Annotated in this window: 19 protein-coding genes; 10 read left to right on the forward strand and 9 right to left on the reverse strand. The window is 57.8% G+C overall.

What is annotated here, in order from left to right; translation table 11 throughout:
- Window positions 1-132 precede the first annotated feature (132 nt).
- Together AB1772_06210 and AB1772_06215 are read right to left on the reverse strand one after the other, a co-directional pair.
- Window positions 133-1,356 carry an MFS transporter gene (locus tag AB1772_06210; protein MEW5795938.1) on the reverse strand — a complete coding sequence of 408 codons (1,224 nt, stop codon included), beginning with the start codon at window positions 1,354-1,356 and terminating at the stop codon, window positions 133-135.
- Between the two features lie 278 nt (window positions 1,357-1,634).
- Window positions 1,635-2,507 (reverse strand): decaprenyl-phosphate phosphoribosyltransferase, encoded by an 873-nt coding sequence (locus AB1772_06215; GenBank protein ID MEW5795939.1) that lies wholly within the window; start codon window positions 2,505-2,507, stop codon window positions 1,635-1,637.
- A gap of 199 nt (window positions 2,508-2,706) precedes the next feature.
- On the opposite strand from AB1772_06215, the gene AB1772_06220 reads away from it, so the two are divergent.
- Entirely contained in the window at window positions 2,707-3,651 is a 945-nt protein-coding gene (locus tag AB1772_06220) for a diacylglycerol kinase family protein (GenBank protein MEW5795940.1), read from the forward strand.
- The gene (locus tag AB1772_06225; protein ID MEW5795941.1) at window positions 3,620-4,264 is read left to right on the forward strand and encodes a DUF5683 domain-containing protein; all 645 of its coding nucleotides are present in this window, start codon (window positions 3,620-3,622) and stop codon (window positions 4,262-4,264) included. The genes AB1772_06220 and AB1772_06225 overlap by 32 nt, the downstream gene beginning before the upstream one ends.
- Here AB1772_06225 and AB1772_06230 read toward each other — a convergent pair.
- On the reverse strand, window positions 4,261-5,706 hold the full coding sequence (locus AB1772_06230) for an HD domain-containing phosphohydrolase (protein MEW5795942.1): 1,446 nt from the start codon (window positions 5,704-5,706) through the stop codon (window positions 4,261-4,263). The genes AB1772_06225 and AB1772_06230 overlap by 4 nt on opposite strands.
- Complete coding sequence (locus AB1772_06235; protein ID MEW5795943.1) at window positions 5,699-7,588, reverse strand: HEAT repeat domain-containing protein; 1,890 nt, start codon at window positions 7,586-7,588, stop codon at window positions 5,699-5,701. The genes AB1772_06230 and AB1772_06235 overlap by 8 nt, the downstream gene beginning before the upstream one ends.
- Window positions 7,589-7,836: 248 nt before the next feature.
- Here AB1772_06235 and AB1772_06240 point away from each other — a divergent pair, with 248 nt between their 5' ends.
- The 6 genes from AB1772_06240 to AB1772_06265 all read left to right on the forward strand — a co-directional run bounded on the left by AB1772_06240 (window position 7,837) and on the right by AB1772_06265 (window position 14,005).
- Window positions 7,837-9,681 (forward strand): APC family permease, encoded by a 1,845-nt coding sequence (locus tag AB1772_06240; GenBank protein ID MEW5795944.1) that lies wholly within the window; start codon window positions 7,837-7,839, stop codon window positions 9,679-9,681.
- A gap of 69 nt (window positions 9,682-9,750) precedes the next feature.
- Window positions 9,751-10,209: a heme-binding domain-containing protein gene (locus tag AB1772_06245; GenBank protein ID MEW5795945.1), complete on the forward strand. Its 459-nt coding sequence runs from the start codon at window positions 9,751-9,753 to the stop codon at window positions 10,207-10,209.
- Window positions 10,210-10,346: 137 nt separating this feature from the next.
- Window positions 10,347-11,060: a hypothetical protein gene (locus AB1772_06250; GenBank protein MEW5795946.1), complete on the forward strand. Its 714-nt coding sequence runs from the start codon at window positions 10,347-10,349 to the stop codon at window positions 11,058-11,060.
- Window positions 11,061-11,696: 636 nt separating this feature from the next.
- Window positions 11,697-12,179 (forward strand): metal-dependent transcriptional regulator, encoded by a 483-nt coding sequence (locus tag AB1772_06255; protein ID MEW5795947.1) that lies wholly within the window; start codon window positions 11,697-11,699, stop codon window positions 12,177-12,179.
- A gap of 18 nt (window positions 12,180-12,197) precedes the next feature.
- Window positions 12,198-13,571 (forward strand): Nramp family divalent metal transporter, encoded by a 1,374-nt coding sequence (locus AB1772_06260; GenBank protein ID MEW5795948.1) that lies wholly within the window; start codon window positions 12,198-12,200, stop codon window positions 13,569-13,571.
- A gap of 20 nt (window positions 13,572-13,591) precedes the next feature.
- Window positions 13,592-14,005, forward strand: coding sequence for a universal stress protein (locus tag AB1772_06265; protein MEW5795949.1), 414 nt, complete (start codon window positions 13,592-13,594; stop codon window positions 14,003-14,005).
- A 206-nt stretch (window positions 14,006-14,211) separates the two neighbouring features.
- On the opposite strand, the gene AB1772_06270 is transcribed toward AB1772_06265, so the two are convergent.
- On the reverse strand, window positions 14,212-16,980 hold the full coding sequence (locus AB1772_06270) for a C1 family peptidase (protein ID MEW5795950.1): 2,769 nt from the start codon (window positions 16,978-16,980) through the stop codon (window positions 14,212-14,214).
- Between the two features lie 574 nt (window positions 16,981-17,554).
- Between AB1772_06270 and AB1772_06275 the strand changes: the two genes are divergently transcribed.
- The gene (locus tag AB1772_06275; protein MEW5795951.1) at window positions 17,555-18,802 is read left to right on the forward strand and encodes a polymer-forming cytoskeletal protein; all 1,248 of its coding nucleotides are present in this window, start codon (window positions 17,555-17,557) and stop codon (window positions 18,800-18,802) included.
- Between the two features lie 94 nt (window positions 18,803-18,896).
- Complete coding sequence (locus AB1772_06280; GenBank protein MEW5795952.1) at window positions 18,897-19,649, forward strand: response regulator; 753 nt, start codon at window positions 18,897-18,899, stop codon at window positions 19,647-19,649.
- 190 nt (window positions 19,650-19,839) lie between these two features.
- On the opposite strand, the gene AB1772_06285 is transcribed toward AB1772_06280, so the two are convergent.
- The 4 genes from AB1772_06285 to AB1772_06300 all read right to left on the reverse strand — a co-directional run bounded on the left by AB1772_06285 (window position 19,840) and on the right by AB1772_06300 (window position 23,548).
- Window positions 19,840-20,175, reverse strand: coding sequence for an STAS domain-containing protein (locus AB1772_06285; GenBank protein ID MEW5795953.1), 336 nt, complete (start codon window positions 20,173-20,175; stop codon window positions 19,840-19,842).
- A 212-nt stretch (window positions 20,176-20,387) separates the two neighbouring features.
- A complete protein-coding gene (locus tag AB1772_06290) occupies window positions 20,388-21,416 on the reverse strand; it encodes a S8 family serine peptidase (GenBank protein MEW5795954.1) in 1,029 nt (342 codons plus the stop codon).
- A gap of 33 nt (window positions 21,417-21,449) precedes the next feature.
- Window positions 21,450-22,259 carry a hypothetical protein gene (locus tag AB1772_06295; GenBank protein ID MEW5795955.1) on the reverse strand — a complete coding sequence of 270 codons (810 nt, stop codon included), beginning with the start codon at window positions 22,257-22,259 and terminating at the stop codon, window positions 21,450-21,452.
- Window positions 22,260-22,363: 104 nt separating this feature from the next.
- Window positions 22,364-23,548 carry a hypothetical protein gene (locus AB1772_06300; protein MEW5795956.1) on the reverse strand — a complete coding sequence of 395 codons (1,185 nt, stop codon included), beginning with the start codon at window positions 23,546-23,548 and terminating at the stop codon, window positions 22,364-22,366.
- Window positions 23,549-23,729: the final 181 nt, after the last annotated feature.

Here is a 23,729-nt window from a genome sequence, read left to right on the forward strand (position 1 = left end):
CGCGGCGATACATCACGCCTCCCAGTGCAAGCACTGGGGCACCATATGAAACCCACGTGAGAGGTAGGGCACCCGATTACCACTCCCAGTACAAGCACTGGGGCACCAGGGGTTGGGAGCTGGCCGATTGGATCACACTCTCTGCCGCGTAGTGAGGTCGCGACCGCGAACCGCAAACCAAATTGTTCCGGCGAGTCCGAAAACGAATGCTACCAGAAAATTCGTGGCCGGGCTTATCAGCCAGAGCAGCGCGCCGCCGAACGCGGCCAGCGATACGATTGTGTCTCGAATCAGGTAGTATAGTCCGAATACCGCCGCCTCACGGCCTTTGGGCGCCAGGTCCAGTATCAGAGCCTTGCGCGTAGGTTCACCGAATTCTTTCAGCCCGCGCACGAAAAACGCCAGCACCAGCGGCCAAAACGAGTGTGAGACGAGCAACATGAGCGGGAAGACCGTGAAGAACACGAACGTAATGACCACAAACGGTTTCTTGGCGGTCTTGTCCGCCCAATAGGCGACCGGGATGTAGCACAGAGCTGACGTCGCCATTTCTACAGTGGTAAGCACACCGAACTCCACTGCGCTCACCGGCGACGCAATCGTCTTCATCGCCCAGACCACCGCAAACGCATATGGAATCTGTTCGCAGAAGCGGATCAGGATATCGGAGACAAGCAGGTTTCTCAGATCAGGGTTCAACAGGCGAAACGCCTTGAGCGGGTTCTTCTCCGGCGTGGAGTCTTCGGCTGATTTTTCGGACGAATGTTCGGATTCGATCATGACCTGCTGCATGACCGCGGCCACCACGGCCATCAGAATCGCCGCGCCAAACGCCAGTCGTACTCCCCGTACTTCCCCCCAGGCGCTGATAAACAGGCCGCCTACAATCGGCCCGAACGCCATCGGCACCCGCCGCACCAGCGAGTGCACTGAAACGCCCATGGTGCGCTTGCTCAAAGGCAAAACACGAGCGACCAGGGCCATTATCGCCGGCAGGGAGATCGCACTCCAGGCGATGAAGAACAGCGCGCCGACCAGGACGGCGTAGATCGACGGGAACAGGATGACGATACCGAAGCCGATCATCGCCATCAGATTGAAAACCAGCAGAGCTTTCTTGATGCCGATGCGATCGGAGAGGTATCCGCCGGGAAACGAGTACAGCGCGCCCAAGAGGTTTTGAAGCCCGCCAAGAAGACCGATCGTGATCGCCCCGCCGCCGAGCGCCATGAGGTAGATGGGCAAAAACCGCTCGGCCATCCGCTCGCCCATGCCCACGAGTATGACCATGCCGAGCATGGCGATCATGCTGCGTTTGAGGGCGAAGAAATCGGCGAGTCTCTTCAGCAGTGACATCGGTTACTCAGCGAAGCAGTGAAGCGGTCGCAATTGCGTCGGCGTTCTTTGTAAACCGCCCAGCGGGAGTTTTGAAGAAGCCCCCATGTGGTGTCGGCCGACTCTGGCCGACACTCACAAGTCCAAATCTGTCGGGCAGGGTCGCCCGACAGCACATCGCGCGAGTGGCTCGTTCAACAACTCCCAACGGGCGGGCATCGATCCAGCTTGACTCCACATCTGAAATCCCCACCCGTTGGGTGGGGTACCGAGAAACCTACAGCACGCATGTGTCACCCTCACACCCAATACAACACCGCCATTACGGTCAATATCCACAGCGTCACTGTGATCAGAATCGGGCGGTCGGTAATCAGAACCCGCATCGGCGAGCCGCCCTTCTCCTCTTTGTGGATCAGATACAGATACCGAAATACGCCGTACACTACGAACGGAATGGTCAGAAACAGGTTGTGTGTCCCTAGTTTGTCCATCACTTCGGATGAGAAGGAATACAACATGTACATTACCACCACCGACGCGGTAGTCACCCCGATACACTGATCCAGCAGATACGGCGAGTATTTGCCCAGGATGCGGCGATGTGCGGTGGCATCGGAATCGAGCAGCACCAGTTCGTGGCGTCGTTTACCGAACGACAAAAACAGCGCGAGCAGCAGCGTGTTGATGAGCAGCCACTTTGAGGCCGCCACGTCAATCGCTATAGCGCCGGCGTAGGCGCGAAGCACGAAACTGATCGCGACAGTCATGGCGTCGAGTATCACCACATCCTTCAAAAGCATCGAGTAGGCGACATTGAGGGCGAGAAACGCCGCCGAGGCGGCGAAGAATCCCCCGCCCAGCCACGACGATCCGCCCAGGCCGATCACAATCAGCGCGAAACCGAGCGCGGCGGCGGGGGCCACGGCGAGTCGGCCCGAGGCAAGCGGGCGGTCTTTTTTGAGTGGATGACGGCGGTCTTTAGCGCGGTCGATGATATCGTTGAAAACGTACATCGCCGACGACAGCAGGCAGAACAACCCGGTGGCCAGGAGGGCGTGCTCCAGTTTGGCGCTGTCACCGAGTTCCCCGGCGAAAACAATCGCCGCCAGCACCACGCTGTTTTTGAGCCATTGTTGGGGTCGTACAACTTTGATCAGGTCCCGCCACATAGTTTGGGCGTCCTTTGGAACAGTACGAGGTTCTGGTTCGTATTCCAAGGTCGAAGATAGCGGGGGGCGGTCGCGAAATCAAACCATAAATGTTTATTCTACAGCGGGTTGCGAATGGTGACTTCGATCGTGTCCGAGAGATCAGCACCCACCCTGCAAAAAGGTTTCTTTTTGCCGCTCCAGGAGCTTTATTCGGTCGATGATTCGCAAACGTCAACGCCGGGTACCCTCCGGTCACTACGCCCTGTTGGTGAACCGTCGCGCCTCTAACTATGAGCCGAAGGCGGTAGAGAAACTGGTGGCCTCGATTCGGGCGGCCGGGCAGTCCTACACGATTTACGAACCTGAAACAGCAGTCGATCTGCTTCGTCAGGCCGAAGTCGCCGCCGGGCAACGTCAGGCGAGCGCGGCGTATCCGCGGCCGTACGAGCGAGGCGGCAAGGTTACGGCGCTGGTCGCCTGCGGCGGTGACGGGACTTTCAATCTCGTGGCGCGGGTTGGTCAGAAAGCTGACTTACCGGTGGGGCAACTTCCACTGGGCAAAACGAACAATGTCGCCTTGTCGTTTTACGGCACATCCGAACCATCGCAAGCAATCAAGAACATACTTTCATCCGGAGCCCGCGCAACCAATGTCGGCCTGGCCGGTAATTTGCCGTTTTTCGGATCAGTGGGACTCGGTTTCGCCCCCAAGTTTATCGAGGAACTGGCTAAACGCCCCCTTCCACGATTTACGATGGGATGGTCTCAGTTGGGCGCGAAGGTAGCTGCCCAGGTGACCTTGGCGAGGACTGTAGTCAAAGTCGACGCCTTCCGTTTCGAGATCCAACCGATCATCCTCAATGTCAACATCCTGAGTCACAGCATGGGTCTCCCGCTGACGCTTTCGTCGGTGCCCGACGACGGGCAGATCGAGCTGGTTTTCGATGCCGGTCTGCAGGCGGGACATTTCTCATCGTTCACGCGTCTAATAAGAAAGAAGCAGTATCTATATAGCGACGAATTCCGGCTCTTTCGCGGGCGCGAAATCTCAGTCGAGCCGGTAGCCGGGCGGATGATGTACCTTGACGGTGAGCTTATTGAGCTGCCAACCGATCTTTTGGAAATCAGGATTGACGGAAAGAAGCTACAAGTCCTTAGCTAAGGCTTTCGCGGCTCTTGCGTACTGTGTCGCAGTCTCCACGCCGGCGTGCGCTCAAGCCGACGCTGACTCCGTCCGGGTCGATTCAATCTTGTCGCCCGTCGCCACACCTGCAGTCGCACCAGTTGACACCTTAGTCTTCATCCCTGAGCCGACCACATCGTCTGCTGAAGATGTCACCAATCCGGTTGATCTGGAAAAGCACTTGACCCAGCAGCCGACAGTGGCGCTGTTCAAGTCGCTGCTGGTGCCGGGGCTGGGGCAGCTCGGCAATCGACGTTATATCAAAGCCGGTGTGGTGGCCGGGCTGGAAATCTGGCTGGTAGGGAAAGCGCTCGATTTCGACCGTCAGGCCGACAATGCCCGAGAGGCGTATGAAAACGCAACGAGTCTCGGCGAGCGGCGCAGTTTGTATTATGAGTATGACAGCCTGCGCAAGAGCCGGGGGAAATACGCCTGGCTGGCCGGGCTGACAGTGTTTGTCTCCATGTTCGACGCTTATGTCGATGCCCACCTGTCAGGCTCGCCCACCGACAGGCGCAACGAAAAATTCTCGGTTGAGATTGTCCCCGATGATAACGGGGGGGCGCTGGCTCTCTTTTCCTGTCGCTTCTAACCGTCGAGCACGAAATCCCGGATATTCAGACCGTAGCGGGCGGGGTCGATCTGCCGCACAACCTTGCGATCGGTATTTTCCGGCAGCGAGAGATCGATCCAGATCGGTTCGGCCAGCAGTCCGGCCCGATCCCCGACTATTTTAACATACGGCCGCAGGGGATCCTTGTCGTTGTTGGTCAGCACCAGGGCGATTTCGTCGCTGGTGAGCAGGATCAGGCTGCCAGCGGGATAGACGCCGATGATATCGTTAAAGAGCTTGAGCAGGAACGGGTCGAACTTGTTGCTCATCTGAAACCGCATCTTCTTGAGTACCTGGTCGGCGCCCATGGGGCGCTTGAGGTAAACCCGGCCCGACGACAGCGCGTCGAAGGTATCCACTATCGAGACGATTCGCGAAAAGAGTGTCGGCTCGCGGCGGCTATAGTGAAGCGCCGGGTAGCCGGTAAAATCGCTGTTGATATGGTGCTCGAACGCAACGCGGGCCGCCCGTGCCGCATAGAGGTCCAGTTTGAGATTGCGCAGAATCGTTTTGGCGCCAAGGAGGGGATGCCGCTGCATTTGAATCCAGTCATTCTCATCGAAGGCGTCCGGCTTGCGAATCAAATCCTGCGGCAGCTTTACCTTGCCGACATCGTGGAACAGCGCCGAAAACCCGAGTTGCGACAGCCGCGCCCGGTCGAACTCCATGCGCACGCCCATGGTGAGCGCGTAGACGGCGACATTGGTGGAATGGGCGTAGGTATAGTCATCGAAATCGCGTATCGCGGTCAGCTCAATCATCGAATGCTCATCCCGACTGATATGATCGATCAGGCTGTGCACCACCCGCTTGGTTCGGGCGGCGTTGATCTCCTGACCGTCGCGGGCACCGGCCACTATTTCCCGCACCACCGTCATGGCGGAGAAAAAAGTGCCGCGCGCCATCTGGCGGAACCGCTGCCGCTGATCGTCGGTAATCTCAGTCTTGTCCTCGTCGACTTCGTCCACCGACAGCAGGCGAACCTGCGACAGGCCGGAGTCGGCCAATTGGGACGTTATCGATGTCAGATCGCGACCGGTCGGTTTGAGTCCGGCCATAAACTTACAAAAGTGCGCGAGCTCATCGGACGCTATATCCGCGTCGATACATACGCCGCCGATCCCCAACTGCCGCCATTCATCGACAATGTCCCCCGCGCCCGATCGGCCGGCGCTTTCGAAGCGGACCATCTGCTCATTTACGAAGTAGTGCCCGGAGACATACTTGAGGGAAACTTCGGCGCGCACGCCGGCGACCGTCTGGAAAACCTCCATCAGGTTCTGCAGCTGCTTTTTGAAGGCGTCGTTGGACTCGTCGACAATTCGCGCGGTTTTGCAGAGGACGAAGAAGGCGTTGAGGAGCCGCTCCTCATTCTGTCCGGCCAGCGTACGGGGAGACATCGTGTCCCTGGGTTCACTCATCGGTGCCTCCGTAAATCAGCTCGCGGCGCTGGTGCAGCGCCGCCCGGGCGCGGGTTTTGATATCTGGCCGCCAACTTCCGGCCATCCGGACCAGCGCGCGCTCCGCCATTTCGCCGCGATTGTGCGCGAGCGCCTCGAAAGCCGCCTCGCGATAGAACGCCCGTGAAGGATTGCGGAACAGGTTCGGCTTTTGTGCCAGTTCGAGCAGGTAATCGACGGCGGCATCGCCTCCCAGCCGCGAGTACGCCGTCAGGACCGTTTTTTTGTCGGCGTGACCGAGAGCCGCAAATCGGGCGCCGTTGATGATGTCGGTCAGCGCGTCGAATGCAGGCTGCCCGCGGCGCCGGACCAGCGCCCGCACCGCCGTTTGGCGAATCGATTCGTCGTCATCCTCGGCGAGATTCCGCAGCATAGCCACGCAACAGTCCTGGGGACAATCAGCTAAAGTGTCAACAAGGATGCGTCTGACTTCGGCATCCCGATGGTGAACCACTTTACCAAGATGATGCAGAGCGTCCTCGCCGCCAATTGTCGCCAGGATGTTCACCGATGCCGCCACAACTTCGGGGTGACGGTCGGTCAAGCCTTTGGCCACGATATGCAGGCGGTCCTTGCCCCGAAAAACGAGATAGTCCTTTACGGCGTCGCGGTGATGGACGTGGTTCAGTCCGCCAAGCAGTTCCGCAATGGCCATGAGGGCTTCCCACTCGAAGTTGTCGAGGTAACGACGGAGTTCGAGACTGCCGATCTGCTGGTTGTCGTTCAGTGCCCGACAGAGCACGCCGATTCGCTCGCGCGAGCCGGCTGCAACTCGCGTTTCCCTGAGCCGTTCTGCCCAGAGCGGGCGATCCTCGCGAAGCTGGTCCTGCAAATGGGCGAAATAGCGCAGCAGTTCGGAGGCGTAGGTGAGACGGCCGATCTTGACAAACTCCGTTAGCACCCGGTCCGCGATCGCCACCGTCTCGTAGAAATCAGACATCTCCGGTTCCTGATGGAGCAACTCCTTCACCATTTCGCAGGTTGACTCGTGCTCTGCGAACTCCGCGTCAGATCGCACCAGCTCGGCAACATGCTCCGCTTCTTCCTCGGATAGTTTGTGTTCGTCGCTGAGAATCAGTTTTGTATCGAGACTTGGCCGGGGGGCTGACGAGACATCGCCAACCCCCATCGCCTCGACCGCAGCGCCGATTTGCAGAGCCTGGTCTGCTTCCTCGTTGCCTGTGGAAAACAGACCGGCGCTCGATGACGACCCCGCCTCACTGTCCTCAAGAAAACTCACCTCGATGCCGCCGTCGGTGTTTGGAAAGTCACCGTCGGATTGGGAGAATATTTCAGCGTAGTCCCTTCCATCGCTGCTCTTTTCCTGCCCAAAGCCGACTACCGCCTGTCCGTCCAGCTCCTGTACGAAGGAGTTGCCGTCGAACTGGCGCAGCGCGACATCCTCGACACTTTCATAAGTGATTAGTCTGAGGCCCGTTTCCCATAGCCCTGCCACCAGATCACGGGTTCGCCGATCAGCGCCCTGGTAGGCCTTGATCGTGTCGAGCAGGCGGTACACCTCGTTTACATCCAGCCCACTCTTGAAAGTGAGCCGGGTGATGCCCGATTCGAAAAAGAGACCGGCCAGGCTCTCCTCGTGGGACTTGTCCGTGAAGACAGTTTCGTCGTTGAAATACAGTTTGTTGGCGCTGATTTTGAAATCGAAATCGCCGTAGTCGGCTACCAGGTCGACCAGGCGCTCGGCGAAAGTGCGCCGGAGCGACTGCGGCAGCGGGTTGCTTTCCGGGTAGAGGGAGACGATCTTGATGACCTTGAGGAGGTCTTTCAAGATCAGCCGGATATCCTCGAGTTTACGGCTCTGTATTTGTTCGTGGGCGGCCATAGTACTCCGTCTTCACTGAAATCGGCAAAACGGGACGGTTTCTGTATCAAGAAGGTACGCACCCACTTGGAGCAAGCAATTTCAGTGGCTCTCGGCCGCAATCGAGGAATCATTGACAGCGAATATAGAAAGCAGGTATTCTGGCGCGATGACTCTACCCCGGATCGAGGACGGCGCAACGGTCTGTCCAACGCACCCGCTCGGCGCCGCGAGACCGGCCAGACAGCGTACTTCGCTGGGACAATAGCGTGAGCGAACGCAAGCCCGAAAGTCTCCCAAAAGCGCTTACCCCCCTCTTGGTATGGGCGGTGGTTTTTTGCGATATAGGTACGTCGGTGTACTACGTGCCGGGGATTCTCTACGGTCAGGTGGGCAGTCTGACCCCGATCATGGTGATTGCGGTCACGGTCGGTTTCTTGCTCCTGGCAGCGAAGTATGTCGAAATCTGCTGGCGCAACCCGGAGGGGGGCGGTGTGGTCACCGTGGCCACCAACGCGTTTACGCCCCGGTGGGGGCTGTTCGGCGGACTGCTCATTACCGTGGACTACTTTCTTACGTCGGCGATTTCAGCTATCTCGGGGATGCATTATCTCGGGTCGATCTTTCCGAGTTTTGACCACTACGCGGTCCTGATAGCCGTCGCCGCCCTGGTCTTTCTGGCCGCCATCAATATCATCGGAATCCGTGAAAGCGCCGGACTGTCACTGACCATGGCAGCGGCAGCTCTCGTGGTGGCGATAGGCGTCATAATCGTGACCGTGATTATGATGAATGCCGGCGACTGGAAGTCAGTGACTCATCATCTGACAATACCCGAGGCGGTCCCCATGTCGACCCTACTGGTCGGGTTTGGTGGCGCCTGGCTGGCATTCTCCGGGCTCGAGAGCATCTCCCAGCTCAGCCCGGCCATGCGCCTGCCGATCGACCGCACCGCCCGAAAAGGGATGCGGCTGGTGATCCTGACAATTGTAGTGTCCTCGCCGGTGCTGACTCTGCTGGCCATCTCGATCCTGCCGGATTCGATCAAGTCGACGGAAATCGAGCGGTTTATCTCGGAGCTCGCCGACGTCTACGGCGGTCTACCGATGAAAGCGGCGGTGGTGGTTACCGCCTCGGTGCTCCTGCTTTTTGCCGCCAACACGGCGATTATCGGCGCTTATCACGTGTTCCTCGCCCTGGCCAACCATGGTTTCCTGCCGAAGGTGCTGCTTAGCCGCAATAAATGGTTCAAGACACCGCACGTGGCTATCCTGCTTGCGACGGTCGTGCCGATCGGAGTGCTTCTATTCACCGACGGCGACTTGACGCTGCTTGGCGAGATGTACGCCTTCGGGTTGCTCGGAGCGTTCACTCTCAGTTCTTCCGGACTCGACGTTCTTCGCTGGCGTGATCATAGTCGAGGCTGGAAGTTTATCGTGGGTTTGTTCACGACTGCGTTGGTGGTGCTGGCCTGGGCGGTCGTGCTGATTACCAAGCGCGAGGCGACTCTCTTCGGCGGCGCGGTGGTGGCGCTCGGTATGCTGGTGGCTGTGCCGTTCAAGCAGGGACTATTCACCGCCTGGTTCTACCGGCTGCCGGTGATCGCCAATCTGGCGACGCGCAAGATAGTCGAGGCCGAGCAGGAGGTCGAGGAGTTCCGTGATCTGATATCGCTCGGCACCGCCGAGAATATCGCCCAGCTTTATCCGTCGCATACCCTTGTGGCGGTACTGGGCCAGAACGCCTACCTGATCCGCGAGGCGATCACGCGCGAACGCGGGCTTGGGGGCAACTTCATTTATGCCATTCATGTCGAGGAACGCCCCGGGCTGTTTGTCGATGCCGCCGCGGAAGGACCAAGCCGGGAGGCGACCGAGTCACTTAGGTTCGCCTACCGCGAGGCGATGAAACAGAACTTTCAGTTGATTCCGGTCTGGACCATTTCGTACTCGGCGGCCGAGGGGATATCCCGTGCGGCCCGGGTGCTGGCCGTGGATACCGTTGCGCTGGGAGTGGGACGGCGCAGCGCCATTTATCACTTGCTCCGCGGGCATGTGGTCAACAACCTGATCAAACGCCTGCCGGAGAATTGCCACCTCTGGCTGGTGAACTAAAATCTCGGCAGTCAGCCAATCCGCTCCGGAGCCGATCGTCAATAGAGTAAACAAACAAGGAAGTGACTCATGAAGCATCGGAAACGCTCATGGCTGTTGTGGCTGGTTCTGATTCTCGTGGTGGCCGCGCAATTCGTACCGGTCGCGCGTGACAATCCGGCCGTGTTAGCCGATTTCGACGATCGTCCGGGTGTCAGGCTGGTGCTTAAGCGGTGCTGTTATGACTGTCACTCCAACGAATCGGTCTGGCCCTGGTACAGCTTCATAGCGCCGGTCTCGTGGCTGGTGGCAAGCGATGTCCACGAGGCTCGGGAGAAACTCAACTTTTCCGAATGGGGCCTGATGGCTGATGACAAGCGCCGCCATGCCCTGGAAGAGATCTGGAAGGAAGTCGAGGAGGGGGAAATGCCGCTCAGGATCTATCTGGTGATGCATTCAGAGGCCCGGCTGTCCGATCAAGACATGGCGATACTACACGAGTGGACAGGCGGTGATTCGCCCACTTCGGGCCATCAGCACAACGACTAGACTCAAATCTCGGCGCGCGCCGTTTTTCCTACTTAAATTCCTTGACACGACCTCCGAAACGAGATATTATCGCTCCTGTTTCGATAAATGAAAATGAATGTCATTTTCATTTAGAGCTAATAACTGAAAGGAAGTCTATGTACCGCAATATACTGCTCGGTATAATGGCCCTGGCGATTCTTGTCGAGTCTGGCCACGCCGATCGTCGAAAATACGCCTGGACTTACCAGTACGCTACCATTGCCGAGAACGAAAGCGAGCTCGAATTCTATCAGACCGCCAAACTCGACGAGTCCGATCAGTGGGAGTATCGCATTGAAATCGAGCACGGCCTCACTCCGAAATGGGATCTTTCGATCTACCAGATCTTTGCCCAGGAGGAAGGTGGTCCGTTTGAGTGGGATGCGTTCCAGGTTCGGACGAGGTATCGCCTGGCCCAGCAGGGTGAGCTGCCGCTCGACCCGATTCTCTATCTCGAATATCGGCGCAAGCTCGATCTGGCCGCCCAGAACAAGCTCGAGGCCAAACTGATCCTCGCGCGCGACTTTGACCGGGTCAATATGTCATTCAATCCTGTCTACGAATTTTTCTGGGCGCCGGGGGATCCCGTGCATGAGGTCGGTATCGATTTCGGTCTGTCATACGAGGCGAGCTACCGCTTCTGTTTCGGCATCGAATCCACGTCGCGAGTCGAGTTCGAGCCGGATGGCGAGAACAGCGAGAGTTCCTATTTTGGGCCAACCATTTCGTTCGCCACTGAAGGCGCCTTCTATACGATCGGGTATACTCGGGGAATCACCGATAATTCCAACGACGCCCGGGTGCGGTTTCTCATGGGGGTCGAGCTTTGATTGCGTGTGGATGCAGAACTGCAGTCGTCGCCCTGGTCCTATTTCTCTCGGCCTGCAAGCCGAGCGGGGAGCTTGCTCAGAGATCCCCGGGCGAGCAGATACTTCGTTCGCGCTGCCAGAGTTGCCATCGCCTCCCCAAAGCTTCTCATAAGACCGCCGAGCAGTGGCACGACTGGCTGGCCACTCATCGCCAGAGGGCAAAGCTCAGCGACAGCGATCTTGACACTTTGCTGTCGTACCTGAGCCGCGCCGGCAAGCCTGACACGATATAGTGTTGGAGCCGGTGGCCCACCCGATGGCGGGTGGAGTTGACCCCGTGGACGGATCGGTGTCGAGCTTTCCGCCCACCGATCCGCGGGGTCGGAATCCCACGTCGCGATCACTAATGTGCCTTCCCACATCGCCACTTTGCTCCAGGGAACATTCCGTGCGCGGTAGACGTCCTCGTCTGCCCGTGTATCGAAGAAGGATCTGGAAGGGGCAGACCGGGAGGTCCGTTGCCCACGATCAGGAGTTATTAGTTGGGAAGGCACCAGGGAACATTGCAGAACGATTGGCGGTTGTAGAAATTACCTTGGGGTAACAAACTTATTAGTGGTTGGGTCGGTTGATTGACTGACGTCGTGGAGTTCTGTTTTGTTGCTGACCGCTGCCCTGCAGGATTATATCGAAATAATATATCGTCTCGAACAAGTTTCGGGGAAAGTCCGTGTCACTGATATCGCGTCAGAACTGGGTACGCGACTTCCGACGGTAACTCGTACTGTTCGGAAGCTGGCAGCGCTCGGCCTGGTGGCACACGAGCGGGGCCGGGGCGTGATCCTGACGACCGCCGGGTCGCGGATGGCGCGTGATATCCTGCACCGGCACGAAGATATCGTGGCGCTGCTTACCGGAGTACTCGGTTTGCCCCGAGAGAGAGCCGAGGTCGATGCTTGTCTGATCGAACACGGAGTTTCTGCCCAGACGGCCCAGCGCCTGCATGAATTCCTTGAGTATTTCAGCGCGCTGTCCCCGTCGACGCAGGCGCTGCTTACCGGTTCTGGCCGCGGCAATGTCGGACGCAGCCAGCAGTTTCGGAATCTGGCCAAGAGTCGCGTCGTTGGGTGGCGAATTTAAGTCTGATTGAGCCTCACTATGGCGTTACGCTTCAAGCTAAAATCCAAAAGTCCTGAACTTACTACGGACGGTTGGCGACGCCAAGCCACCGCCCCTTCCCTGCCCGAAGTATTTTCATCGATCTCCGTGTCCTCGACGGCAAGTTTCTGGAGGAAGCTACTGGCATTCAGCGGCCCCGGTCTCATGGTTGCAGTCGGCTACATGGATCCGGGCAACTGGGCCACCGATCTCGCGGGCGGCGCCAGATTCGGATATACCCTGCTCACCGTGATATTGATCTCCAATCTGATGGCCATTCTGCTGCAGCATCTTGCGCTTAAGCTTGGAGTCGTGTCCGGGCGTGACCTTGCCCAGGCCTGTCGCGACCATTATTCCCGACCGGCCGGGCTGGCCCTCTGGGTCCTGTGCGAGATAGCAATAGCCGCGTGTGATCTGGCCGAGGTGATTGGGTCAGCGGTCGCTCTCAACCTTCTGTTTGGCATCCCGCTGATTGTCGGAGTCGTTCTTACTGCGCTCGACGTACTCGTCATCCTCTTCCTGCAAAATCGAGGATTCCGCTACATCGAGTCCATTGTAGCCAGCTTGATCTTAATCATCGGCAGTTGCTTCGCGTACGAACTGGTGGTCTCGGAGCCGTCGATACGTGCCTTATTCGGCGGCTTGTTGCCGCAACCCAGGATTGTAGCCAACCCCGAAATGCTCTATATTTCGATTGGCATACTCGGGGCCACTGTCATGCCGCACAATCTATATCTTCATTCCAGTATTGTACAAACCCGTGCGTATCCCCGCGACGACGCCGGCAAGCGGATGGCGATCAAGTACGCTACGATCGATTCGACGGTGTCGTTGTTGTTCGCGTTTTTTATCAACGCCGCTATTCTGATCCTGAGCGCGGCGGCATTTCACGGGACCGGCCACCAGGACGTGGCCGACATCCACGACGCGTACCAGTTGTTGACGCCGGTTTTGGGCGCGGCTATGGCCAGCACGTTTTTCGCCGTTGCCCTGCTGGCATCAGGACAGAATTCGACACTCACGGGCACGATGGCTGGTCAGATCGTCATGGAGGGATTTCTAAATATCCGGCTGCGGCCCTGGGTTCGTCGGCTCCTCACAAGACTGATTGCGATAGTTCCGGCCATCATAGTCGCGTCGCTTTATGGCGAGAAAGGAATCGGCCAGCTTCTTGTTCTGAGCCAGGTGATTTTATCAATGCAGCTCAGCTTCGCGGTGGTGCCGTTGGTTATGTTCACCGGCGACAAGCGGAAAATGGGACAGTTCGCGAACCGAACCTGGCTGGGCGTCACGGCATGGGTGATTACAGTGGTTATAGTCGGGCTGAACGTATATCTTCTCTACCAGACTATGTTAGAATGGCTGTTCAGTTAGCCGTCTGAAGGGAAGCGAAGATGTACAAGCACATACTCGTCCCGCTGGAGAATACACCGACCGACGCCGTGATTCTGGCTCATGTGCGGGAACTGGCGCGGCATCTGAACTCCCGGCTGACGCTAATTCATGTCGCCGACGGATTTCAGGCCAGACATCAAAAGCAGCTTGGCGAATCGGAGGAGATGAGGCGTGATCGCGCCTATCTCGATAAACGTGAACAGGAACTTCGGGACGATGGCTTCGCAGCCGGCGCGATACTTACATGGGGAGAGCCCGCAGCTCGCATTATAGAGGCGGCTGAGTCCAACCACTGTGACCTGATCGCCATGGCCACTCACGGGCATCGCCTGTTCGGCGACCTGGTGTTCGGAACGGTGGCCTCGGACGTCCGGCACCGGACACGGATACCGGTTCTCCTGATTAAGGCGTGAGCCGGAACCCCCGCAACTTTTACTCATAACCATCGTATGGGGGGAAGCCAAGGTGATTTTCACCTATACAACTTCTGTGGGTTAACTTCGGAGTGTGGGTAAAGAAGCGTGAGCCGAAGGGGAAATTGTGAGACGAGGCTCTGACCTTGTGGCGGTGTGAAGTCGAAACGGCCCCGCCGCGGGCGGGGCTCGTTTCGACCTACAATTCAAAGGCAATCCGGCAGGCCGAGCGCCGCGCCGGTTATGAACAAATAGTCGATCAGAATCGTAATGTCACCAATCGAGATGTCTTCACAGGTTGCGTTGAGCCCTCCGGACTGATTGATATCCGCTTCGGTCAGGCAGTCCAGAACGCCGACACATGATCCGGAGATAAACTTGGCGTCAATCATTACCGTGACGTCGCCGATAGTCGGCTCGTCCTCGCCGCTCATATTGGCGTCGCCGACCCTGTTACGGCAGCAGGTCTGGCAGACATCGCCGCATTCCGGATCCTGGGCGTAGGGCCCGGCCGGGCAGTTGCCGTCGGTGTCGGTCTGAGCTGGGTTCGGCTCGTTCCGGCAGTTGTCGCACACATCCCCAACTCCGTCGCCGTCGGTATCGGCCTGATCGGGGTTGGCGAAAGTCGGACAGTTGTCGATTCCGCAGATACCGCCCGGTCCGCCGGGGTCGCCCACGCCGTCGCCGTCGGAGTCGGCGCACGCCGCGTTCAGTATGACCGTCATCTTCTGGCCTGAATAGCTCACTCCGCCCAGATCAAGATCCCCGTCGCCATCCATATCCGAGGCCAGCCCTGCCTGGTAATTGCCAGTGCCGAGCATCAGAATGGCACCGAATGCGCCGTCGCCGTCGTTTATGAAGACACCGATCCCGGTGCTGCCGTAAACCGCTATATCGGGATGAGTGTCGCCGTTGACATCCGCAGTACAGACCGCTTCCGGTTTGAGTGTGCCGGTAGTAAGCGTCGTCGTATTGTAAGAGCCGATACCCGCTTTCAGTAACACCGACACCGAGCTGCCCGAGTAATTTGCTGTTATGGGGTCGAGATTGGTGTCGCCGTTGACATCGGCCACAGCCACCGAGCGGGGCCCGTCACCCACGGCGTAGCGGGATTCCGAGTCAAAAGTTCCGGGGCCGTCATTCCAGAGTATCACGAGTTCGTCGGTCGAATACGCGGGGTAGCCGAGATCAAAGTCGCCGTCACCGTCGAAATCTGCCGTGGAAAGCATATAAGGAAGGCCGGTCGCGGGCCGTTGGGCCATCGTGCCAAACGAACCGGAGCCCAGGTTGAAGTGCAGGCGCACGGCGGAAGCGTCGCTGCTGGCGGCGGCCAGATCAATGTCGCCATCGGCATCGAAGTCAGCGGCGACAACCGAGCGCGGGGCATTCACTGTCACGACCGGCGCGGCCGCACCAAACGTGCCGTCGCCGTTATTCAGCAGAACCGAAAGCGTGTTGGATTGTGAGTTGGCCGCCGCCAAATCAGGGTGGCCGTCGCCGTTCAGGTCGGCGGCGACCACCGAGCGCGGACCGTTCTGGACAACGTAATTGGTCGACACGCCTAAAGTCCCATCGCCGTTAGCGAGACGAACCGTCAGGCTGGCGGCCGACGCATTGGCCGAGATCAGATCGGCTGAGCCGTCACCGTTGAGATCGGCTGAGGATATCCATAGGGGGCCCTGTGCCGTGGCATAGTCAGCAGGCGCGCCAAATGCGCCGGTGCCGTAGGCGACCGCGGTCGTGTATGACCAGGAGTGACCATGAAGGAGGCAGAGTCCGGAGGCGCTCTCGCAGCCGGGAGTCATAATCACGGAAACCTGCTCGCCGGCCATGAAATCGGACGCCGGGTCAAGGGTTACCGACCGGGACGGGTTGTCATAGGCGATCGCCACGTTGTGGCGGCCTGATACGCTTGCATAGACGAAAGCGTTTGCTGCCGCGATGGTAGCTGGATCCATGTCACAACTGAAGCCGGCAATTACGTTTGCCGACGTGGGCGCATCGGTGTCGTTGATGGACGGTAATGTCGGCGTGCAGACTGGATAGGCGATGCCGATCGGTTCGAGATAGTAAATCCATGACTCACATCCCACCTCGTTGACACCCATCCGAATGCGGAACCAGCCGCGCTGGCCATTAGGACCTAACTCGCCCCAGTCGGTCCCCCAGGAGTTTTTGACCAACCAGCAGTTCGTGGCGTTGTCCCAGCCATAAACGGTCACCAGGTGACCACCCTCATACGCACCGCTCACGTATTCATAGACCCCGCCCACATACGAGTTGAAATCTTCATAGACGTCCATGTGTGCCGCGACCGGACCGGACTGCACGATATGGTTCTTGATCGTCTCAATTGAGGGGTAGGAGAAATTCCCGTAGGTCGACAGGTCGTAGGCGCGCAAGGCCCAATCATCGCAGCGATTATCGCACGGCGGCACCGAACCGCCACCCGACACGTAGGGAAAACAGGCTTCGTCGGGGTTTCCATTGTCCATGAACATGCTCATGACCCAATCGGCGTTGGCGCCATCGCATGACCCCCGCCAGCAGGAAACCATGTTCTGCTCCGACACGTCCACGAACATATTCGGCTGGTTCAAACGTATGCGCAGGCGGGCCTCGAACATGGCCGACGTGGCAAACGCCCAGCAGCTTCCGCATCCCCCCTGATCCTTGATTGACGTCATCCAGTTCCAACCCAGGTAGTTTCCCCAGGTGAACGCCGGCGGAGCGGCGGCCTGATCGCCCGGTTGCGGAACCGGCCTGACGTCCGGGGCGGTACGGTCTACTATGCTGCCGAGGGCAGCCCGGCGCTCGTCAACGGACATGCGTGTTCGCGACGTTTCCCCGGCGGTCCAGGAGGCCCCTTTGGCGTCGATGGCCTGGCGAATTCGGTCGACATCGTAGGCAGTCATTTGCCCAAGTAGAGCCGGAGTGAACAAAACGGCGACGAGCGCCGCAATATACAGAGTCACAAAAGCGCGACGCTTGTCCGGGCATCGTGAGTGAACAAGAGGGCAGGTGCTACTTTGAGTGCGCCTCGAAACAGGAACTAACCAATACCACATCGTCTACTCCTGATGAGAACGTTTCAGCTGATTCTAACCACAAAGCCTATTCAGTAGTTATCGGCGCCAAGCCCAGGCGGTGTAACGAGGGATCAGGTCATAGGATTCCTTCTTCCAGTCTGCCGGAGGCCATGAGCGACAGTAAAACCGTCATGCGTGTACCCACTGATGTGTTCGCAGACAAAATAGCGTTCGCCTACGGGTCATACAAGGACTTATTTGGAGTTGATTGGCGCGGCGGGATTCGCGATGGCAGAGCTGTGGATCGAGTTTCGAGTATTGACCATAGGAGCGAGAAACCGGACGTCGTTTTTTCCGCCAGAGTCATCGCCTTCCCACCCGCAAGCGGGTGGGCCACGGGGTCGACAGAACGCCCGCCGCTAATCCCCCACTTTTAGAGTTGCCTTTTGACCCTGGCAATAGCAACTTGAGTCGGCGCTAAGCGTATACCGGAGTAGTCCCTAATCAGCGAACAGGCGATATGAAGATCCACGTACTTTGCGCGAACGCGGGATTTTTCGGCGCGATAGCACTCGGCCTGGCCTGGCCGGCCGGCGCTACGACCTATCAGTGCGGCGACAACGTGCACATCTCGCCGCTGCATGAAATCGCGGACGATTTCTACACGTTTTCAGACGACACCCGTGTCGACGGTACGATCATCGGCGACCTGGTCGCCATCAGCGCCCAGACGACCATCAAAGGGAACATCCTGCGCTCGGCCAACCTGGTCGGTCGCTATGGTGACCACAACGGGTCAGTTGACGGCTCCCTGCGTTTTTTCGGAGACCGTCTGTCGGTCGGGGGACGGGTGGGCGGCTCGGTGTTGTTCCTCGGGCGCAAGCTCCTGGTCAGCCAGGGTTCGCTAGTGGAGAAAGATATCAACGCGGCCGGGGCGGAGGTCATGATCGAGGGGAATGTGCTGGGTAAAGTGACCTGCGCCGCAGAAACCGTGAGAATCAGCGGTCAGGTCGGCGGCGATGTGTCGGTCGAGGGAGAGAAAATCATCCTCTCACCGCCGGCGGTCATAAGGGGTAATCTTCTTTACACCACCGAGCGCGAGGACCAGCTCACTGTCGAGCCTGGGGTCACAGTGATCGGCACGACCACCTGGCAGGACTGCAAGACCAAGGTAGATGAGGATGAGGAGTCGTCTGTACTCAGTGAAGCAGCTTACCGCATCTCCGCGCTACTGGCAGCATTCTTCTTTGGCGTGATCATGATCGGCCTGTTCAGGCCATACGCGCAGGAATCGATGAATCAGTTGACTTCGCGCTCCACCACAAGCGTCGCGGCAGGTCTGCTGGTGGGACTCGGCCTCGTGCTGGCAGTGGTGGTTCTTTTCCTGGCTCTGATCGGCACGCTGCTGGGAAATATCCTCCTGCACGGAAGTCTCGCGGTTATCGGCGTGATGCTGCTGATACTCTCAATCCTTTTGATCCCCATTTCGAGTTTCGTCACTGTTTCCGGCGCGGTAGTGTTCTACACCGGCAAGGTTGTGATCGCGCTGGCCGTTGGGTATCTGGTCCTTAAGGGACTGCGACCGGGTATCTCCAGACTCAGCAAGGGGGCGCTTCTGCTGGGGTTAGTCATTATAAGTATCGGTGTCGCCCTGCCGTATGTGGGGCCGCTCATATACATGCTGGTGTCTCTGGTGGGAGCGGGGGCTATTATCCTCGGCGTAAGGAATTGCCAGCGGGATAAGGGAACGGCAGCGGGAAACGTCTAAAGTCATTCTGACCGGCACCCGATACTCAATCGAAGAGGTTTCACTCCAATAGCTCGCTGCAAGCTGCGCGAGACAACAAGGATGGACTGTCCCCATGAAGGCCCTGCTGATAGCCCGCAACAACGAGCGTTGGAACGAGATAAGCCGCTGGCTGCACAAAACGAGATGGACAGTACAAAACGTCCCCTCCTGCCGACTCGGTCTGAAAGCCATCCAGGCCGACCCGGAGATCGATCTGGTGCTGATCGACGGCGCCGGGGCTGAAAACTACGGGCTGTCATTCGTGAACGCAATCAAGCGGGACCATCGTCTCTATTCGATACCCGTCATTGTCGGGGGTCACGATATCTCCGAAGATCTTGTGGCTCAATATGGAGCTCTTGGTGTAGACAACATAATCCTGCTGCCGACCAGCCGTGAGACGTTCGAAGCCAAGGTCCTCAGGGCGATGCAGAGCGGCAAACCGAATGTACTGGTGGTCGATGACGACTCGGCCATACGTGAACTCGTTTCCGATTTCCTGGTGCTGGAACGGTATCGGCCGCTGCAGGCCGAAAGTGTCGATCAGGCGCTGGCTGTGCTGGAAAAGGGTCCGGTCGACGTAGTCATAACGGATATAATGATGCCGGGGAAGACCGGGCTCGACCTGCTGGTTCATGTCAAGCAAACCTATCCGGACATACCGGTGATCATGATTACCGGCCATGTCGGCCAGTACACGCCGGACAAAGTGATAGCGATGGGGGCCGACGGCTATTTTGCCAAACCGTTCCACAATCTGGAACTCGTTTATACGCTGCGCAAGGTGCGCCGCGACCGACCTAAAGTGCGCGTGACCACCGCGTAGGGGGGAATCCCGCCTGCGGCGGGCCGCATACGATAGCGAGCGAACGACAATTCTGCCACGAGTGGCGGGTATGAAGCAAACCCGCCCCACGTGGTCCACATGACGGCCTCCGCCTTGCCGGGAGGTATCACAGAAGAGGCCCTGTCGATGACAGGGCCTCCGGTGGGTGATTGGGGGTTGCGATGGGAAATCAGAATGACTTTAGCGCCGCCGCCTGGCTGTCGAAATGCTCGAATACGGTGATTAGGCGGGTCATGGTCAGGATCGACTCGATATTGGTGATGTTGGCCAGCACCAGCCGTCCCTTAGCGTTCTTAACCGTGGTAAGCGCGGAGATCAGCATGCCGAGACCCACGGAGTTCATCCATTCAACACTCTTAAGATCGATGACAAACTGCCGTTTGCCGGCTTGGATATACTCGTGCAGCTTGCCGTGAAACATGGTGGTTTCCTCGCCGCCCATGATTTTTCCGGACAGCTCGAGCACGATAACGCCTTTTTCGCTCTCGAAATCCTTGAACTTCATCTACCAGTACCTTTATTTGAGCACTTCGCTTGTTTTCAGATCGGGTAATCGCGACCGGTTTCGGTTTTCCAACAGCTACGGCGCCGGCCGGTTCGTCCCAATATGGACCCGCCATGGCGCCAAAAGCAAGCGGTTTTTGGGGTTGCGTTGAGCTACGCCGCCGAAAGGCTTAGCGCCGCCGGACTTGCAGGTCCAGCGGCGCTAGAGGCGATTCAATCGTTATAGGCAAAACAAGGCAGGGGGAGTGGTCCCTGGGTTATGAAAAGATGATCGATCAGGAGAGTGACATCACCGATCGATACATCGGCGTCACAATCGGCGTCACCCAGTAGTAGATCCGGCCAGGGTGGGTACAGGCCGGACATAAACAGATAATCGATCAGAAAGGTGACATCGCCGACTGATACGGAGCCATTATTGTCGGCGTCACCGCGAGAGATTGACAGAACTGCTCGGAAGGCGTCCAAACGACCGTAGCCGTATTCCCAGTTTCCCGGTGTAATATCTCCCCAGCCAAGGCTTGTGTCGGCAGAGTTGCGAAGGATGTAATAGACTGCCTGGGCGCTCAGAGTGGGGTCCTTTGACAAGAGCAGGGCGGCAGTGCCGGAGACGAGCGGGCAAGCCGCCGAGGTCCCACTAAAATGGCAATCGTAATCCACGTCGTTCGCTGATGGCGGGCAATCAGAAAAGAAAATGGTGTTACCACCCCAGTAGTCCATTTGGTCCAACGACCAGACAGCAATCGAATTATCGTCACTGGGCGCCACCAAATCGAGTTCGGGTCCGTAACGGCTGTAGGAGCGGCGATAGTCATCCAGACCAATTGCTCCGACAGTAAAGCAATAGGGCAACTTGGCCGGGTAACCCACACCGTTGGGATTTGAATAAAACATAGTTGTATTCCCGGAGGAGAATATGACAGGACAGCCACGCCCACCCCGGCCAAACAGAGCAGCACGTTCCAACGCGTCGTTGAGCACGGGATATTGAGGCTCGCGGGGATCAGGGTATCCCCAACTATTCGACAAAATGTCAGCTCCGTGAGTCCACGCATAGGTCACACCGGCTGCCAGGTCGCTGGCAAATACACCGATATTGTGGTTTGGGGACGCTTCATCATTGAATATCTTAATCGGCATCACTAGCACATGAGCGTCCATAGAGATAACACCGCTCGATGTCTGCGCTCCGCCCGCAATGTCGGTTGTATGAGAGGCGGCGACGATGCCGGCGGTGGACATACCGTGGTAACTCGCTTGTCCGGGCCTCGGACCTTAATCGTGATCATAGTTAATCTCATAGCTGCCAGCTACATCGTATCCGGGAAGGATTCTGGACCCAGGCAGGTCTTCGTGGACGTCTAACCCGTCATCCAGCATTGCTACGATTACGGGGCTCTCAAGGCCCACAAAATCCCATACCGAAGCGCTATTGAACTGCCCTATCACCTTTTTCGTCTGAGGCTGATAGTTGTGATAATAATCGTACAACATGTACGAAGTAGTGGAAATACGAGCTCTGAAGTCCGGATGCGAGTAGATGGTCTGTTCGAGATCGTAGTAGGCGTTGGCTACGTCAAGCATCTGAAGGCCGGTCGAGGCCGTGTTTTTCAACACGTAAACATTCGACATTCCCTCGATTTCATGGTCAACGACCACACCGAAGGCCTCGTTGATGCTGTCGACTGCCTGAGCACTGACGAACTCTTCGAAGGCAACGAGAAAGCGGTCGCCATTCAGCACCGGCTGACCGCTTTCGTCCAGGTAGAACGGCTCCACAAGATCGACGCCCGGAATAGCCCCGAGGGTATCAAGAAACTCCTGATAGCCTGGCGCTGCCGCGAGCGAGAGCACGACAAACCCCGCCGGCGCTTCCTCCCCAGGCGCACCGGTAACCCTTTCCAGTACGCTCACGGCATCTTCCAACTCCGTAGTACTGAAACCACCCACCGGTTTGACCGAGACCCGCGTCGTATCGATGGCCAAGGGCACGGTCTCACCCACGCCGTGCCAATACTGTGCGGTAGCCGCCGAAGCCAGCAGCACAAACAGGCAGTTACCCGCGCAAACCCTGATCGTTCCCATGATTGTTCCTCCAATCCGAAGACCGAGAGTGTTTATTTACAGCTTTGTCGACGAGTGACAAAGCCACCTCTTCACACCTCTTCCGAGCCTTTAGCGCCCCAACATTACCGCGCGACCTGGCACGCCAGTCCCTCCTGCCATTGAGTCCCGCGCCGATAGTGAACAATACTCATACGACCCAGATCGACAGTGATCGCAGCGTGCGGATATCCTGAGCATAGCAAAACCAGCCAGCGACCATCGGGAGTGACACAATTAAAGTCGACTAGCCCGCCTGTATCCTCCAAATCAGGAAATATGCCATACATGCTCATCCGGCTGACTGTGTTTTTAGAAGCATCGTAGATGCGCAAGTCGTAATCGCCCGGCCCCCAGAGCATATCCCCAGGATTCGTGTAGAAGGCGAAATCCCCATTAGGTGTGACGGCCAGGCCGCCTCCGCCCGGCCAGAAGTACTCAGTGAATATGATTGAATCTGCCTCAACATCGTACACTGCGAATACGCGCTGCACACTGTTGGCCAGTAACAAGTACCATCTGGTTTCATCGGGCGACGGGACAATCGCACCGACCAAGTACCCTTCAAACTGCCTGGTGGTCACCGAGTATGAATTATTACTCAGGTCCAGGCGGAACGCATGATATGTTCCGCGTGTGAAGCCGTACAATCGCTGGCTGTTTTGTGAAAATACCAAGCCCACAAGCGCGCTGTCGCGATAGAGTTCGGAATAATCCGAGGTTCTGAAGATACGAAGCACGCCACCAATCGCCGCAAGGAGTTTCCCGTCGGGGGAGGCGGCCTGTACCGTTCCCAGTGGCAGATTGGCCAGAACCGGCACAGTGTCTCCGTTTTCAATAGAATCGAGTGCTACAATGCGCGCATACCCGCCCCCGCTGGGGCGATATCCCAGCTTGCCGTCGGCTGATACGCTCAGACGTCCCCGCCCCGGTATATAGAAGGAATCCAATTCGTTGGTTGTAGGATGATAAGCGAAGTACCACCCTTCGTTTACCTTGCCCCAGAAGTACGCTGTGTAGTCCTTCGGCGGCGGACAGTCCGGCAGCTCCTCGCCGGTAATATAGAGATATTCGATAAGCAGCATCACGTCGGCTAAGTCGATCACGCCTGACGAGTCGCCGTCGATATCGGCCTCGTCCAGACCTGGCGCGTCGATCCCGGAGATGAAAAGGTGATCGATCAACATGGTCACGTCACCGATAGAGACCTGATCGAGCGGATCACAGTTGATATTCCCCAGTTTGCCGGTGCAGAAACAGTCGGCCCCCATAACAATGTCAGAGGTTCCCGCGTGCAACACTATGGCTAGTAGCACTGCCAGGAATAGACGTCCCGGACAAACCCGACCCCGCTCGGTTCTTACCCGCCTCTTGCTGCACGTTGATGAAAGTTCAGCCCGCGCCTTTCCCATAGACTCATACCCGCATGGCGCTTCCCAGTTGATTACACTA

It is taken from the genome of Candidatus Zixiibacteriota bacterium (assembly GCA_040752815.1).
GTDB lineage: Bacteria > Zixibacteria > MSB-5A5 > GN15 > FEB-12 > JAGGTI01.

Bases quoted from the DNA above. Each gene is read 5' to 3' on its own strand.
- AB1772_06210 (MEW5795938.1), bottom strand. From the start codon at position 1,356: ATGTCACTGCTGAAGAGACTCGCCGATTTCTTCGCCCTCAAACGCAGC.
- AB1772_06215 (MEW5795939.1), bottom strand. From the start codon at position 2,507: ATGTGGCGGGACCTGATCAAAGTTGTACGACCCCAACAATGGCTCAAA.
- AB1772_06220 (MEW5795940.1), top strand. From the start codon at position 2,707: ATGATTCGCAAACGTCAACGCCGGGTACCCTCCGGTCACTACGCCCTG.
- AB1772_06230 (MEW5795942.1), bottom strand. From the start codon at position 5,706: ATGAGTGAACCCAGGGACACGATGTCTCCCCGTACGCTGGCCGGACAG.
- AB1772_06235 (MEW5795943.1), bottom strand. From the start codon at position 7,588: ATGGCCGCCCACGAACAAATACAGAGCCGTAAACTCGAGGATATCCGG.
- AB1772_06245 (MEW5795945.1), top strand. From the start codon at position 9,751: ATGAAGCATCGGAAACGCTCATGGCTGTTGTGGCTGGTTCTGATTCTC.
- AB1772_06250 (MEW5795946.1), top strand. From the start codon at position 10,347: ATGTACCGCAATATACTGCTCGGTATAATGGCCCTGGCGATTCTTGTC.
- AB1772_06260 (MEW5795948.1), top strand. From the start codon at position 12,198: ATGGCGTTACGCTTCAAGCTAAAATCCAAAAGTCCTGAACTTACTACG.
- AB1772_06265 (MEW5795949.1), top strand. From the start codon at position 13,592: ATGTACAAGCACATACTCGTCCCGCTGGAGAATACACCGACCGACGCC.
- AB1772_06275 (MEW5795951.1), top strand. From the start codon at position 17,555: ATGAAGATCCACGTACTTTGCGCGAACGCGGGATTTTTCGGCGCGATA.
- AB1772_06280 (MEW5795952.1), top strand. From the start codon at position 18,897: ATGAAGGCCCTGCTGATAGCCCGCAACAACGAGCGTTGGAACGAGATA.
- AB1772_06285 (MEW5795953.1), bottom strand. From the start codon at position 20,175: ATGAAGTTCAAGGATTTCGAGAGCGAAAAAGGCGTTATCGTGCTCGAG.
- AB1772_06290 (MEW5795954.1), bottom strand. From the start codon at position 21,416: ATGTCCACCGCCGGCATCGTCGCCGCCTCTCATACAACCGACATTGCG.
- AB1772_06295 (MEW5795955.1), bottom strand. From the start codon at position 22,259: ATGGGAACGATCAGGGTTTGCGCGGGTAACTGCCTGTTTGTGCTGCTG.
- AB1772_06300 (MEW5795956.1), bottom strand. From the start codon at position 23,548: ATGGGGGCCGACTGTTTCTGCACCGGCAAACTGGGGAATATCAACTGT.